The 14,083-nt window shown below is 70.6% G+C and carries 18 protein-coding genes; 13 read left to right on the top strand and 5 right to left on the bottom strand.

Annotated elements, in window-relative coordinates; genetic code table 11:
• Positions 1 to 4 precede the first annotated feature (4 nt).
• Positions 5 to 802, bottom strand: coding sequence for a GntR family transcriptional regulator (locus tag J5V16_RS17480; RefSeq protein WP_208497798.1), 798 nt, complete (start codon positions 800 to 802; stop codon positions 5 to 7).
• A gap of 90 nt (positions 803 to 892) precedes the next feature.
• Here J5V16_RS17480 and J5V16_RS17475 point away from each other — a divergent pair, with 90 nt between their 5' ends.
• The 6 genes from J5V16_RS17475 (at position 893) to J5V16_RS17450 (ending at position 6,321) form a co-directional block, all read left to right on the top strand.
• Positions 893 to 1,882, top strand: a complete 990-nt coding sequence (locus J5V16_RS17475; RefSeq protein ID WP_208497797.1) for an aldo/keto reductase — start codon at positions 893 to 895, stop codon at positions 1,880 to 1,882.
• Positions 1,879 to 2,730: an amidohydrolase family protein gene (locus J5V16_RS17470; protein ID WP_208497796.1), complete on the top strand. Its 852-nt coding sequence runs from the start codon at positions 1,879 to 1,881 to the stop codon at positions 2,728 to 2,730. The genes J5V16_RS17475 and J5V16_RS17470 overlap by 4 nt, the downstream gene beginning before the upstream one ends.
• Positions 2,727 to 3,557 (top strand): fumarylacetoacetate hydrolase family protein, encoded by an 831-nt coding sequence (locus tag J5V16_RS17465; protein ID WP_208497795.1) that lies wholly within the window; start codon positions 2,727 to 2,729, stop codon positions 3,555 to 3,557. The genes J5V16_RS17470 and J5V16_RS17465 overlap by 4 nt, the downstream gene beginning before the upstream one ends.
• A gap of 82 nt (positions 3,558 to 3,639) precedes the next feature.
• Positions 3,640 to 4,914 carry an enolase C-terminal domain-like protein gene (locus tag J5V16_RS17460; RefSeq protein WP_307793004.1) on the top strand — a complete coding sequence of 425 codons (1,275 nt, stop codon included), beginning with the start codon at positions 3,640 to 3,642 and terminating at the stop codon, positions 4,912 to 4,914.
• A complete protein-coding gene (locus J5V16_RS17455; protein WP_208497794.1) occupies positions 4,914 to 5,651 on the top strand; it encodes an SDR family NAD(P)-dependent oxidoreductase in 738 nt (245 codons plus the stop codon). Before J5V16_RS17460 ends, J5V16_RS17455 begins: the two co-directional genes overlap by 1 nt.
• A gap of 229 nt (positions 5,652 to 5,880) precedes the next feature.
• Entirely contained in the window at positions 5,881 to 6,321 is a 441-nt protein-coding gene (locus J5V16_RS17450) for a peptidase inhibitor family I36 protein (protein ID WP_208497793.1), read from the top strand.
• A 77-nt stretch (positions 6,322 to 6,398) separates the two neighbouring features.
• On the opposite strand, the gene J5V16_RS17445 is transcribed toward J5V16_RS17450, so the two are convergent.
• Entirely contained in the window at positions 6,399 to 6,818 is a 420-nt protein-coding gene (locus J5V16_RS17445; protein WP_208497792.1) for a low affinity iron permease family protein, read from the bottom strand.
• 557 nt (positions 6,819 to 7,375) lie between these two features.
• Between J5V16_RS17445 and J5V16_RS17440 the strand changes: the two genes are divergently transcribed.
• From J5V16_RS17440 to J5V16_RS17425, 4 genes are read left to right on the top strand one after another with little or no spacing between them, the layout of a single operon-like run.
• The gene (locus tag J5V16_RS17440) at positions 7,376 to 7,912 is read left to right on the top strand and encodes a GNAT family N-acetyltransferase (RefSeq protein ID WP_208497791.1); all 537 of its coding nucleotides are present in this window, start codon (positions 7,376 to 7,378) and stop codon (positions 7,910 to 7,912) included.
• Positions 7,913 to 7,942: 30 nt separating this feature from the next.
• The gene (locus J5V16_RS17435; RefSeq protein WP_208497790.1) at positions 7,943 to 8,536 is read left to right on the top strand and encodes an O-methyltransferase; all 594 of its coding nucleotides are present in this window, start codon (positions 7,943 to 7,945) and stop codon (positions 8,534 to 8,536) included.
• 22 nt (positions 8,537 to 8,558) lie between these two features.
• Positions 8,559 to 9,047 (top strand): AAA family ATPase, encoded by a 489-nt coding sequence (locus J5V16_RS17430; RefSeq protein WP_208497789.1) that lies wholly within the window; start codon positions 8,559 to 8,561, stop codon positions 9,045 to 9,047.
• A gap of 33 nt (positions 9,048 to 9,080) precedes the next feature.
• Positions 9,081 to 9,668 carry a DinB family protein gene (locus tag J5V16_RS17425; RefSeq protein ID WP_208497788.1) on the top strand — a complete coding sequence of 196 codons (588 nt, stop codon included), beginning with the start codon at positions 9,081 to 9,083 and terminating at the stop codon, positions 9,666 to 9,668.
• Positions 9,669 to 9,676: 8 nt separating this feature from the next.
• On the opposite strand, the gene J5V16_RS17420 is transcribed toward J5V16_RS17425, so the two are convergent.
• A complete protein-coding gene (locus J5V16_RS17420; RefSeq protein ID WP_208497787.1) occupies positions 9,677 to 10,252 on the bottom strand; it encodes a dihydrofolate reductase family protein in 576 nt (191 codons plus the stop codon).
• 116 nt (positions 10,253 to 10,368) lie between these two features.
• Complete coding sequence (locus J5V16_RS17415) at positions 10,369 to 10,875, bottom strand: hypothetical protein (protein WP_408612485.1); 507 nt, start codon at positions 10,873 to 10,875, stop codon at positions 10,369 to 10,371.
• 93 nt (positions 10,876 to 10,968) lie between these two features.
• On the opposite strand from J5V16_RS17415, the gene J5V16_RS17410 reads away from it, so the two are divergent.
• Positions 10,969 to 11,769 (top strand): nuclear transport factor 2 family protein, encoded by an 801-nt coding sequence (locus J5V16_RS17410; protein ID WP_208497785.1) that lies wholly within the window; start codon positions 10,969 to 10,971, stop codon positions 11,767 to 11,769.
• A complete protein-coding gene (locus J5V16_RS17405) occupies positions 11,733 to 12,308 on the top strand; it encodes a maleylpyruvate isomerase family mycothiol-dependent enzyme (RefSeq protein WP_208497784.1) in 576 nt (191 codons plus the stop codon). Before J5V16_RS17410 ends, J5V16_RS17405 begins: the two co-directional genes overlap by 37 nt.
• Before the next feature lie 186 nt (positions 12,309 to 12,494).
• Here the strand turns inward: J5V16_RS17405 and J5V16_RS17400 are convergent, their stop codons facing one another.
• A complete protein-coding gene (locus tag J5V16_RS17400) occupies positions 12,495 to 12,857 on the bottom strand; it encodes a MerR family transcriptional regulator (protein ID WP_208497783.1) in 363 nt (120 codons plus the stop codon).
• 56 nt (positions 12,858 to 12,913) lie between these two features.
• On the opposite strand from J5V16_RS17400, the gene J5V16_RS17395 reads away from it, so the two are divergent.
• A complete protein-coding gene (locus tag J5V16_RS17395; RefSeq protein WP_208497782.1) occupies positions 12,914 to 14,065 on the top strand; it encodes an alkene reductase in 1,152 nt (383 codons plus the stop codon).
• Positions 14,066 to 14,083: the final 18 nt, after the last annotated feature.

Genomic DNA, 14,083 nt, shown 5'->3' with positions numbered 1-14,083 from the left:
TGGTTCATCGGGTCGCCTTGGCGCGCCTGGGTTTCGAGGTCGGCTGGGTGGTGCGGGCCGCTTCGAAGGCGGCGCGGTGCCGGATTCGGGAGCGTTCGAGGTGGCGGCGCATGGCCTCCTCTGCGGCAAGCGGTTGCTGAGTAATGATAGCGTCCGCGACCGCGAGGTGCTCCACCTCGGTCTCCCCGATCGATTCGGGCTCGATGTACGCGCGGTGGAGGTGGAGGTGCGCGTCGAGGCGGCGGATGGCCTTGGCGAGCTGGGCGCTGCCGCTCAGTTCGGCGACGGAGTTGTGGAAGCGCGCGTCGGCCTCGGTGAAGACGAGCTTGTCGGCCCCGGCGTCGGGCGTGCGCGCGCAGGCGAGCAGCACATCCGCCTGGGCCGCAGTGAGTCCCTCGATCGAGGCGGTGCCCGGGGACCCTGCACCGGCCCGGCCCGACTCCGCGAACACGGTCGCCGTTCGGGCCCCCGCGAGGTCGCGGGCGCCTCGCTCGGCCGCCCTTCTCGCCGCCCTCGGCTCGAGCATCATCCGGATCTCGAAGAGGTCGTCGAACTCGGCGGCGGAGAGCAGCGGCTCGACGGTGTAGCCGCTCAGCGGGCGCCGCGCCAGCAGTCCTTCGGACTCCAGGCGCGCCAGGGCCTCCCGAATCGGCGTCTGCGAGAACGCGAGCTGCTTCGCCAGGCCGTCGATGCTCAGCTTCGCCCCCGGGACCAGGGCCGAGCGCATGATCCGGGACTTCAGCTCGGTGTAGGCCTCGTCCGCGAGCGTGCGCTTCTGCGGGGTCGCTGATGTAGCCGTCATGCGCACAATCCTATAGGATAATGTCGCGACGGCGCGGCTAGCTCGATTCGGGCTGCCGCAGCGCCCCTTTTGCTCCCATTGGAGGCCCCCGTGGTCGGAGACCGGCAACCACTCCCCTCTCGCACCCTCGGCGACACCGACGTGTCCGTGACCGCGGTCGGGCTCGGCTGCGCGCCGCTCGCCGGACTCTTCGAGCCGGTCGATCCGGCCGTCGCGGCCGCCACGGTCGACGCCGCCTGGGAGGGCGGCATCCGGCACTTCGACACCGCCCCGCACTACGGCGCCGGGCTCTCCGAAGAGCGGCTCGGGGGCGCGCTCGCCGACCGGCCGCGCGGCGAGTACGCCCTGTCCACCAAGATGGGCCGCGTCCTCGTCGACCACGAAGGCCCCTGGGACATCTGGGGCGAGCCCAACGGCAAGGCCGCCGTTTTCGACTTCTCCTACCGCGGCGCGCACGAGGCCTACCACGGCAGCCTCGAACGCCTCGGCAGCGACCGCGTCGAGATCGGCCTCATCCACGACGCCGACGACCATCAGGCCGACGCCCTCGCCGGGACCCACCGGGCCCTCGCCGAACTCAAGGCCGCCGGGCGCATCGGCGCCATCGGCGTCGGCATGAACTCGACCGAGGCCGCCGCCGACATGCTCGCGAGCGCCGACTTCGACGTGGCCCTCATCGCGGGCCGCTACACGCTCCTCGACCAGTCCGCCCTGGACCGGCTCTACCCCCTCTGCCTCGCGCGCGGCGTCTCCGTGATCGCCGCCGGCGTCTTCAACTCCGGCATCCTCGCGGACCCCAAGCCCGGAGCGCACTTCAACTATGCGGAGGCGGACCGACAACTCCTCGCCCGAGCGCAGGCCATCGCCGCGATCTGTGAGCGGTACGACACGCCTCTGCGGGCGGCCGCGCTGCAGTTCCCCGCCGCCCACCCTGCCGTCGCGTCGATCCTCGTCGGCGCGCGCACCCCCGCCGAGGTCGACGACGCCCTCGCCATGTACGCCCACCCCATCCCCGGCGCGCTGTGGCACGACCTCAAGAGCGCCGGGCTGCTGGCCGAGGAGGCTCCCGTCCCGTCATGACCGCTCCGCCTGTGATCGACGCGCACCACCACCTCTGGACCGCCGACTACCCTTGGCTCGCCAGCGAACCCGAGCTCGAGCCGATCCGCCGCGACTACGGCGTGGAGGACCTCCGCGCCAACCTGAAGGCCGCCGGGGTCGACAAGACGGTCCTGGTCGAGGCCGACTGGGGCCACCCGTCCGAGACCGTCGAGTTCCTGCACCTCGCCGGGGCCGTGGACGAGATCGCCGGGGTCGTCGGCTTCATCGACCTCCTCGACCCGCAACTGGCGAACACGCTGGCGCGCTACGCGAACCACCCCCGCGCGCGGTATCTCGTGGGTCTGCGCGACCAGGTCCAGGGCCGCCCCGAAGCGGACTTCCTGGCCCGGCCCGAGGCCATCGCGGCCCTCAAGTCCATCGCGGGCACCGTGCCGACCTACGACCTGATCGTGCGCGTCGACCAGCTCCCGGCCGCCGCGAAGGCCGCCGCCGCCGTGCCCGAGCTCGTGTTCGTCCTCGACCACCTCGGCAAGCCCCAGGTCCGGGACGGCGAACCGGGCCTCAAGGCCTGGCGCGAAGCGGTCACGCCGCTCGCCAAGCGGCCCAACGTGACCGCGAAGCTCTCCGGCCTCGTCACCGAAGCCGACTGGCGGCACTGGACCCCCGCCGACCTGCGGCCCTTCGTCCAGACCGCCCTCGAGCTGTTCGGCCCCGACCGTCTCATGTTCGGCTCCGACTGGCCCGTCTGCGAACTCGCCTCGACCTACACCCGCGTCAAAGACGCCCTCACCGAGATCCTCGGCCGCCCCGACCCCGACGTCTTCGGCGGCACCGCCGCCCGGACCTACCAGCTAGGAGAGCAATGAAGTACCTGCGCATCGGCCGGCCCGGCTTCGAGACCCCCGTGGCACTCGCGGACGGCAAGTACTACGACCTCTCGGGTCCGATCGGCGACATCGACGGCGAGTTCCTCCAGCGCGGCGGCATCGCCACCACCGCGGGCTTCCCCGAGATCGACATCGCGGGCCAGCGCATCGCCCCGCCGATCGCCAAGCCCTCCGCGATCGTGTGCATCGGCATGAACTACGCCGCGCACTGCGCCGAGTCCGGCGCCGAGCCGCCCGCCGAGCCCGTGGTGTTCTACAAGCACCCCAACACGATCGTCGGCCCGAACGACGATGTCGAGATCCCCCGCGCGTCGACCCGCACCGACTGGGAGGTGGAGCTCGGCGTCGTCTTCAAGAAGCGGGCGTCCTATCTGGAGTCCGAGGAGGCCGTGCTCGACTGCATCGCCGGCTTCCTCGTCGCCAACGACCTCTCCGAGCGCGAGTTCCAGATCGAGCGCTCCGGCGGCCAGTTCTCCAAGGGCAAGGCCTGCCCCACCTTCACGCCGCTCGGCCCGTACCTCGTCACCCCCGACGAGATCGCGGACGTGCAGGGACTGCGCATGTGGTCCAAGGTGAACGGCGAGATCCGCCAGGACTCGAACACCAAGGACATGATCTTCTCCGTGGCGCGCATCATCCACCACATGTCCCAGTTCATGGCCTTCGACCCGGGCGACCTGCTGCTCACCGGCACTCCCGAGGGCGTCGCGCTCTCCGGCCGCTTCCCCTACCTCAAGGCCGGCGACACGGTCGAGGTCGGCATCGACGGCCTGGGGCACACCTCGAACCCGACGGTCCAAGCGTGACCCGCACCCGTCGCCCCGCCCATCCGGCTCGCTTCGCTCGCCTTTCCCCGAACTGGAGTGAACACTGAGCATTATCACCGCAGTGGACGTCATCGACGTCCGCTTCCCGACCTCGCGCAGCCTCGACGGCTCCGATGCGATGAACCCCGACCCGGACTACTCCGCGGCCTACGTCGTGCTCCACGCCGACGACGGCCGCGAGGGGCACGGGTTCACCTTCACCATCGGGCGCGGCAACGACATCTGCTGCGCCGCCATCGAGACGCTCGCGGACTACGTGATCGGGACCGATGTGGACGGTCCGGCGGCGCTGGGCGAGCTGTACAAGCGGCTCACGCACGACTCGCAGATCCGCTGGCTCGGCCCCGAGAAGGGCGTCATGCACCTCGCGGCCGCCGCACTCGTCAACGCCGCCTGGGACCTCGCCGCCCGCCGCGCCGGGCTGCCGCTGTGGAAGTACCTCTCGCAGCTCACCCCCGAAGAGGTCGTCGGCTGCATCGACTGGCGGTACCTCTCCGATGCTCTCACTCCTGAAGAGGCCCTTAGGATCCTGCGCGAGGCCGAGGCGGGCAAGACCGAGCGGATCGCCGAGATCGAGCGCGACGGCTACCCCGCCTACACGACCTCGCCCGGCTGGCTCGGGTACGACGACGAGAAGGTCGTGCGCCTCGCCCGCGAGGCCGTCGCGGCGGGCTACACGCAGATCAAGCTCAAGGTCGGCGCCGACCTCGAGGACGACCGCCGCCGCTTCGCCGCCGCGCGCTCCGCCGTCGGGCCGGGCATCCGCATCGCGATCGACGCCAACCAGCGCTGGGACGTCGACCAGGCAGTCGAGTGGACGAAGGCCCTCGCCGAGTTCGACCCGTGGTGGATCGAGGAGCCCACGAGCCCCGACGACGTGCTCGGCCACGCCGCGATCCGCAGGCGCCTGGCCCCCGTCAAGGTCGCCACCGGCGAGCACGTCCAGAACCGGATCGTGTTCAAGCAGCTCCTGCAGGCCGGCGCGATCGACTTCCTGCAGCTGGACGCCGCGCGCGTCGCGGGCGTCAACGAGAACCTGGCGATCCTCTTGCTGGCGAAGAAGTTCGGGGTGCCGGTCTGCCCGCACGCGGGCGGCGTCGGCCTCTGCGAGCTCGTCTGCCACCTCTCCATGTTCGACTACACCTCGGTGAGCGCGACCATGGAGGACCGCGTGATCGAGTACGTCGACCACCTCCACGAGCACTTCACCGCCCCTACAGTGATCGAAGGCGGCCGCTACCAGGCCCCCGCCGCACCGGGTTTCTCCGCGGAGATGAAGCGCGACAGCCTGGTCCGGTACTCCTACCCGCACGGTCCCGAATGGAGAAGCAACTGATGACCGGTTTCGCAGGCCTCACCGTCGTGGTCTCCGGAGGCGCCTCGGGCATCGGCGCCGCCGCTGCCGACGCCTTCGCCGCCCGCGGCGCCAACGTCGCCGTGCTCGACCTCAACCTGAGCGAGCGGCACTGGTCCCGCAAGTGCGACATAGCGGACGACAACCAGGTCCGCCTCGCCGTCGCCGCCGCGAAGGAGCAGTTCGGGGGCATCGACATCGTCGTCAACAACGCCGGGATCGGCGCGGTCGGCACCGTCGAGGAGAACTCCGACAAGCAGTGGTTCCGCGTCCTCGACGTGAACCTGCTCGGCATGGTCCGCCTCTCCCGCGCGTGCCTGCCGCACCTGCGCGAGTCCGCGGCCCCCGCGATCGTGAACACCACGTCGATCGCCGCGACCACCGGGCTCGTCAAGCGCGCGCTCTACTCGGCGTCGAAGGGCGCGGTCCACTCGCTCACCCTCGCCATGGCCGCCGACCATGTGGCCGAAGGCATCCGCGTCAACTGCGTCAGCCCCGGCACCGCCGACACCCCGTGGGTGCAGCGCCTCCTCGAGCAGGCCGAGGACCCGGCCGCCGAACGCGCCCGCCTCGAGCAGCGCCAGCCCACCGGTCGCCTCGTCACCCCCGAGGAGGTCGCGGCCGCGATCGTCTACCTCGCCGACCCCGCGAACAAGTCCCTCACCGGCACCAGCCTCGCGGTGGACGGCGGCGTCTCGGGCCTGCGGATCGTCCGCTAGCCTTTCACTTAGGAACCTCTCCAGTTTGATTGCGGCGCAGGGTAATGCATGTCCTGTTGCGCCGCAATCGGTTGTCCGCGAACATGAAAAGGGAGCATTTTCACCACCGGCATCCGATGCCCCGCCGCTGCGCGTCTTCCCAGTGCACGGATCGCGGCAAACCAGTTGCAACCGTGCCGGACATGCGAGATCGCGGCGCAACGGGCGCCGCTCGGCGAAAGGTGCTCACATGGGCAGCGAGAAGATCGAATCGATGAAGCGTCGCGTCAAGGCCGGCGCCGCCATGGCGGGCGTCGCGGTGGTCGCGGGCCTGACCCTGACCGCCGGTTCGGCGCAGGCCGAGACGAACACGGACGCCGAGATCCTGGCGGGCGGCTGCTCCTCCGGCTACGTCTGCGGCTGGGAGAACGCCGGCTACAGCGGCGACAAGTGGGTCAACTGGCGCGTGGGCGGCGTCGGCTCCACCTACGAGATCGACTGGTGGAACGGCGACAACGAGATCTCCTCGATCTCGAACGAGTCGAACAAGATCCTCCGGCTCTACGCGAACGACGGCGCGACCGGCGCCTACTTCTGCCTCGGCCCGGGCGTCGACATCCGCAACCTGAGCGACCTCGAGCCCGACCGAAACGACTGGATCGAGAGCATCCGCGTCGTCTCGGCCTGCTAAGACCTGTCCAGACCCCGATTCCCCTGAACTGAACCGACTGGGCCGCCGCGGCAAGGCGCCGCCGCCGCGGCCCGGTCTCACGCGCTCTCCTCGTCCTCGAGGCCCACCGCCTTGCGCAGCTGGCGGACCTGCTCCTGCATCTCCTCCGAATCGCGGTGCGAGGCCTCCATGAGCTCGGCCAGTGCGTCGGCGATCGCGTTGAGCTTCTGCTGCACCGCGTCGTTCGCGCGGGTCTCGGTGTTCTGCAGCAACGCGACCAGCAGGAACGTCACGATCGTGGTGGTCGTGTTGATGATGAGCTGCCAGGTGGACAGGTCGAACAGCACCACCGACGGCGCCCAGATGATGATCGTGGCGACGCAGATGCTGAAGAACCACGCGCGCGCCGTGAAACTGGCCACGCGCGACGCCATGCGGTCGAAGAATCCCAGATGGGGGGTGACGTCCTTCGGCATCGTCGCTTTGTCGCGTCTGGCCTTCTCCGCTTTCGAGGTCATGCCCGAGCGTTACCCGCTCACAGCCGCCGGTAAACGCTGCCCGAGATGAATCCCCAGGTCAGGCCCAGAGTCGCTTGAGTGCACCGTAGACGGCGTCGACCCTCGCCGGGTCGTGGCCGTACACCGCTGCTGGTCAAGAAGCTCAAGGACGAACTCGCCCGCTACCGCGTCCCAGCCGGGTCTCCGCCCGGGTTCACCTCGCCCGCAGCGGCTCTCGACGCCGCCGAACGCGGGCGGTACGGCGAGACCGAGTCGGCTTGGGCGCGGCACGCGTTCCTCGAGTGGGGCGAGTGCACCGACGACGTGTCCGCGTTCGCGTTCCCCGTCGGCGACCTGGTGCACCTGGCCTGCCGCACCAGGGACGCGGGAGGTCCCGCCTGGGGCACCGAGCCCCGCCGGGTCCGACAGTGGCGACGGTGGACCGGACGGCACTGGTCGAGGTGCGGGAGCACGGTCTCGCCGTCGCCGAACGGGAGTGGGCGATCCGCCTCGCCGCTCGAACCGAATGACCCGCAAACCCGGTTGCCGCGGCGAGGCGGGTCGCGCACACTGGCCCGATGCGAATCCGTCCGGCCGACCTCGCCGACCTGCCGCGCTGCCAAGACATCGAACGCGCCGCCGGCGAGTGCTTCCGGCTCGTCGGGATGTCGGCGATCGCCGACGACGAACCGCTCGGCCTCGACGAACTCGCCCCCTACCAGCGGTCCGGGCTGGCATGGGTCGCCGTCGACGACTTGCCGGTCGCCTATCTCATCGCCGAGCCGGTGGACGGCGCGCTGCACATCGAGCAGGTCTCCGTCCACCCGGACCGGGCACGGCGCGGCATCGGCCGCCGCCTCATCGAGCACGCCGCCGCGCACGCCGGTGGCACGGGTTTCGCGGCGCTCACCCTCACCACCTTCACCGACGTCGCCTGGAACGCGCCCTACTACGCCCGCTGCGGATTCGAGCCGATCCCGGACGCCGAACTCACCCCGGGGCTCCGCAAGATCCGCGACCAGGAAGCGGCCCACGGGCTCGACCGCTGGCCCCGCATCTGCATGCGACGGCACCTGACCGCCGAGCAGCAGATCCGCAGCGCGGGCGTGAACTAGCATGGTGGCCAAGCGGAAAGGCGGAGGCCGATGTCCATCAAGGGAACCGAGGGTTACGCGGGCGTGCGGGACCTCCCCGCGATCGTCTCGGCCGCAGTCGCACTCGCCGATGAGCTCGGCTTCCCGTCCTCCTGCCGCCTGGAGCAGGGCCGCTTCCTGCACGCGCTGGCGGCCGGCGCGGACACCATCGGCGAGACCGGGACCGGCTGCGGTGTGGGACTCGCCTGGCTCGTCGCCGGAAGGCGCCCGGGCGTGCCGGTGGTGAGCGTCGAACGCGACGCGGAACGGGCGGCGCGCGTCGCCGGGCTGTTCGCCGATATCCCCGATGTCGTGATCCTGCAAGGCGATTGGACGCTCATCAACGACCGTGGGCCGTTCGACCTGCTCGTGGTCGACGGCGGCGGCAACGGCAAGCGCGGCGCGGCCGCCGACCCCGAACGGCTGCTCCGCCCGGGCGGTTCGCTGGTCATCGACGACTTCACGCCCATGACCACATGGCCGCCCGTGCACGACGGCCGACCCGACAGCGCACGGCTCGACTGGCTCGAGCATCCGGCACTGCTGGCCGCCGAGGTGCGGCTCGCGCCCGACCTCGCCACGATCGTGGCGACCCGCCGCCCGTAGCGGCACCCGATAGCCTGCAGGGATGCTGCGCGTACTGCTCACCGGCGTCTCCGGTGTCGGCAAGTCCACGGTCGTCGCCCGCCTCGCCGACCTCGGCCACCGGGCCGTCGACACCGACTACGACGGCTGGTGCGCCCCCGAACCCGACGCGGTGCCGCCGAAGCCCACGGCCGAACCCGACTGGGTCTGGCGCGAGGATCGCATGCGCCGCCTCCTCGACACCGCCGACGCGGACGCGCTCTTCGTCAGCGGCTGCGTCCCCAACCAGTGGAAGTTCTACCGCGACTTCGACCACGTCATCCTGCTCAGCGCACCGCTCGACGTGATCCGCCTGCGCCTGGAGTCCCGTACCGGCAACACCTACGGCAAGACGCCCGCCGAACTGGCTGCAGCCCTGGCGGACTGGCAGGAGATCGAACCACTCCTCCGCGCCGGCGCCACCGCCGAGATCGACACGACCCCGCCCCTCAGCGAGGTCATGGAACGGCTCCTCGCCCACGTCGGCCTCTAAGCCCTGTCGGACCCCGATGCGACCATCACGGGCATGACCGACGCCAAGGCGCACCTGCACCGTGACCTCCGCAACGCCCGCGAAAGCCTGCTCTGGAAACTCGACGGCCTGGGCGAGTACGACTTGCGCCGCCCCATGACCCCGACCGGCACGAACCTCCTCGGCCTGGTCAAGCACATCGGCGGGATCGAAGCCGGGTACCTGGGCGAGGTCTTCGGCCGCCCGATGGCCGATCCCCCGCCCTGGTTCGCCGACGACCCGGACGAGCCGAACACGGACATGTGGGCCCGGACCGACGAGCCGTCCGCGTTCATCATCGACTGCTACCGCCGCGTCTGGACCCACGCCGATGCCACGATCGAGGCCCTCGGGCTCGACGCCGCCGGGAGCGTCCCATGGTGGCCCGCCGAACACGCCGACGTCACCCTCCACCAGATGCTCGTGCTCATGATCGGCGAGACGAATCGCCATGGCGGCCATGCCGACATCGTGCGCGAGCTCATCGACGGCACCGCCGGGCTCCGCCCCGACTTCAACGGCCTCCCCGGCGGCGACGACGCCTGGTGGGCCGCCTACCGCGACCGGCTCGAACAAGCCGCCCGCGAAGCCTCCGGGCGGTAGCCGACCCGTCAGTGCAAGGTCGGGCGGTAGGTGAGTTCCTGGATGCGGCCGTCGAAAGTGCGGTTGTCGAGCAGGTCGAGGTCGAAGTCGTCCGCTCCGGCGAAGACCGGGAAGGTGCCTGTGCGGCCGGAGAGCACCGGGAAGATCGTCAACTGGACGCGGTCGACGAGGCCGGCGGCCATCAAGGCGCGGTTCAGCGAGAGGCTGCCGTGCGAGCGCAGCGGCACCTCGGACTCCTGCTTGAGCCGCGCGACCACATCCACGCCGTCGCCGGACGCGACGCCAGCGTCCGGCCAGTCCAGCGGGCCTTCGAGCGTGTTCGACACGACCGTGGTCGGCATGCTGCGCATGCGGGCGACCACCGGGCCCAGGTCGGCGTCCGAGAGCGTGCCGAGCATCTTCGCGAACAGCCGGAAGGTGTTGGCGCCCAGGATCATCCGCTGCTCCTGGGTGATGTCGGCGAGGCGCCGGTCGAGGAACTCGGGGCCCTGCTTGCCCCAGTACCCGCCCCAGTCGCCGTCAGGTCCGTACGAGCCGAAGCCGTCGACGGTCGCGAAGACGTCCCACGTGTACGTCGCGGTCATGGTGCGCTCCTAGCGTTCGATCTCCCTTTGCCGGTGGAGACGAGGTTCGGAGCCGGAATTCATCGCTTACGGAACGGCGATGCGGAAGCGGTTCCGGTACGCGGTCGGCGTCGTGTTCAGGACGCCGCCGGCGCCGACGCCCTCGGTGCGGTGTCTCTCGCCGCGATGGCGGCCGCGACTCCCGTTATGGCGCTGCGGATCAGGTCGCCGTACGGTCCCTCGGGCAGGGCCGGGGCGGCCTGTTCCGCTTGGCGCACATGCTCTTCGGCGGCTTCGAAGGAGCCGAGGCGGCGGTAGTCGTCGGCGAGGTTGAGGTGGAGCGACGGGTAGAAGCCCGCGAGCTCGAGCCCCGCCTGGTGGGCCTGCACGCGTTCGTCGGTCGCCGCATCGGCGGCGTCGAGGGCTCGCACATCCCAGGCGAGGGCTTGCGCGGCGTCGTCGTAGAGGTCGGCCATCGAATGGGCGAGGGTGCAGCGGTGCAGGGGGTCACCGGTGACGCCGATGCGGTTCCAGAGGTCGAGCAGTGCCGTTCGGGCGGCGGCGGAGTCGCCGTTCTGGCCCTGCATCACGGCTCGGCCGATCGCTTCCATGATCGGATCGGGTGTGTCGGTCATGGCGCCCATCTTCCGTGACGGCTGCGACAGTTTCCTCGCACCGGTCACACTTCGCGCTCCTGTTCGGTCTTGGAGGCAGCACCACGAGGAAGGAACCGCGAGATGACCGACTTCCGAACGATCGCCGACCGCGTCGAGATCGAGGCGCTGCGCGCCGAGTTCTCCGACTGCGCGATGATGCGCGACTATCCGCGCCTCGCCTCGCTGTTCGCCGAGGACGGCGCGCTGCGCATGCCGAACATCCCCGTCGAACTGGAAGGCCGCGAGCAGATCCGCGCGTGGGGGATGCGCGCACCGACCATGTGGCGCTATTTCATCCAGACCTCGCACCCGGGCGTGATCGTGCTCGAAGGCGACACCGCGAGCGGACGCGCCTACATGCAGGAGCTCATCGAGCTCAACAACGGGAGCTCGCATCAGAACATCGCGATCTACCACGACGAATACGTGCGCACCGCGGACGGCTGGAAGTTCCGCGAGCGCGTTTACGAAGTCCGATACGAGGATTCGGCACCGGTCACCGGCGAGGGCTCCATCGTTCCCGTTCCTGCGCAACCGGGCTCGCGTCGAGAGGAGGGCAACCCCGGCCGTTTATCGATGCAGGTCAATGCGCCGGAGCGTCCGTCGCGCTCACCGAGGAGGCTCCGGATCTGCTCCGATCCCTGCCGGCGGGGAAGTCGGACGGGACCTGGAGGGAGCGCCGCGTCACAGTCGCGGATAGGCTGGGGAGCATGGATGCTGCGTCGTTTCTCCGCCATTTCCGGCGCGAACTCGACGCGTTCGGCGCCTGCCTGGCCGGCGGTGACCTGGACGCGCCGATCGAGCACGGAGACGAGGTCCGGACTCTCGCCGAACTCGCCGCGCATGTGGGCACCGCGAACCTGTTCGCCGCCGCCGCGGTGACGGACTGGGACGGCCAGGCCGAGCCGCCCGACGGGACCCCGCCGAAGGTCCCGGAGGACCGGTACGAGCTCACCCGCTGGGTGGACGGCACCGGCGAGGTGCTGCTCATGGCGCTCGACATCGACCCCGAGGCGCCCGCGTGGGGCTACTACACGCCGCCGACCGCGGGCTACTGGCAGCGCTCGCGCGCGGTGTCGATGATGCTGCACCGCTGGGATGCCGAACGGGCCGTCGGCGAAGCGGGGCCGCTCGACGGCGAGCTGGCCTGCGAGGGCATCTCCGAGGTCTTCGACGTGCTGGCCCCGAGACAGATCGGCCGCGGCAAGGCCTGGCCGCCGGATGTGTGCATCCGCTTGCGCGCCACCGACTCCGACGATTGGTGGGTCTTCGGCCCCGGCGAACCGGTGGCCGACATCGAGGGCACCGCAGGCGACCTCCTGCTCCTGCTGCGCGGCAGGCGCACTCCGGCGGACGACGTCTTCCGCTGGTCCGGGGACCGAAACGCGGCACTGGCAGTCCTCAAGGGCCCCTTGACATAGGCCCTGCTCTCGCGGTCGCGAGAGCCGATCGAGGACGGCGCGGGCGGCACCGGCCCGAGGCGGGCCGGGAAGGCATACGGGCGGTCCCGGGTACCCTCCCGTTCCCACCTTCACCACTACCGATGAAAAGGACTCTCTCCCACACGGGTCTGACATACGTCTCTGACCTGCGAAACGTGTGCCGACTCAGGCGGGGAGAGCGGCTGTGGCGATGACCTCGTCGAGGATTTCGCGGCTGCGCAGGAGGTCTTCGATCTTGCGGTCGATGCGCTCCCGTTCGATGCGGAGTTCGGCGGCCAGGGTCTCGGTGGTGGACTCGTTCGGGCCGCCGTCGGCGTCGTGGATGCACGGAAGGATCCCGTCGATGGTGCGGCTGTTGAGCCCGGCCGCGTAGAGCACCTGGATCCGGATCACCCGGTCGACCGCACGCTCGGGGTACTCGCGGTGGCCGCCCGGGGTACGGTCGGAGTGCAGGAGCCCCTGCTGCTCGTAGTAGCGCAGGGACCGCACGCTCACGCCCGTCCTGCGGGCGAGTTCACCGATTCGCATGGCGTGCCTCACATTCCCTTGAACCTGACATTGGTGTCAGGTTCTACGGTACCGGCATGACGAACGAAACCGCGACCGCCGCGTCCGAAAACCCTGTTCAGCGCCTCTTCGAACCCGCCCGGCTGGGTTCACTCGACCTGCCGAACCGCTTGGTCATGCCCCCCATGAGCCGCAACCGCGCGGCCGCCGGCGGCGTGCCCACGCCGCTCATGGCCGAGTACTACGCCCAGCGCGCCTCCGCCGGCCTCATCGTCGCCGAAGCCAGCTCCCCCAGCCAGGTCGGCTACACCTACCCGGACATCCCCGGCCTCTTCACCGAGTCCCAAGTGGATGGTTGGAGGACGGTCACCGACGCCGTGCACTCGGCAGGTGGCCGGATCTTCCTCCAGGTCGAGCACGGCGGCCGCATCGGCCACCCCGACACCAGCGGCCTGGTCCCCTTGGCACCCTCCGCGATCCGGCTCCCCGGCTACATCCACACTCCGAACGGGCACGGCACGCCGCCGGTCCCGCGCGAGATGACCACTGCCGACCTGCAGGACACCCGCGAGGACTTCATCGCCGCCGCCCGCAACGCCGTCCGGGCCGGCGCCGACGGCGTCGAAGTGCACGCCGCCAACGGCTACCTGCTCAACCAGTTCCTCGCCACCAGCACCAACCACCGCACGGACGAGTACGGCGGTTCGGTCGCCGGGCGCATCAAGTTCGTCGTCGAGGTAGTACGGGCCGTCGCCGCCGAGGTCGGCCCCGAGCGCACCGGCCTGCGGATCTCACCCGGCAACCCGCACAACGGGATCGAGGTCGACGAGGCCGACGAGCTGTTCCCGGCCCTGCTCGACGCGCTCGCGCCGCTCGGCCTCGCCTACCTGCACCTCGCCTACGCCTCCCCCACGCCGCTCTTCGCTGAACTGCGGCGGCGCTGGGACGGCGTGCTCATCGCGAACCCCTCGAATCCCGAGGCGCCCGAAGCGGATCCGATCCCCGCCGACGGCGGGGTCGCCGCCGCCGCGCGCATCCTCGACGCGGGCGCTGACCTGGTCGCGATCGGCCGCCCGTTCATCGCCAACCCCGACCTGCCCGAGCGGCTGCGCACCGGCGCGCCCCTCAATCCACTCCGCACCGACCTGCCGCTTTACGGCGGCGGCGCGGCAGGCTACACCGACTACCCGGTGATCGGCGCCTCCGACACGCAGCCCGTTCCCGCCTGAGCCGCAGGCGATGCCGGT

The sequence above is a fragment of the Glycomyces niveus genome, from assembly GCF_017592475.1.
GTDB classification, from domain to species: domain Bacteria; phylum Actinomycetota; class Actinomycetes; order Mycobacteriales; family Micromonosporaceae; genus Glycomyces; species Glycomyces niveus.
This window is presented reverse-complemented; position numbering and strand designations above follow the sequence as displayed.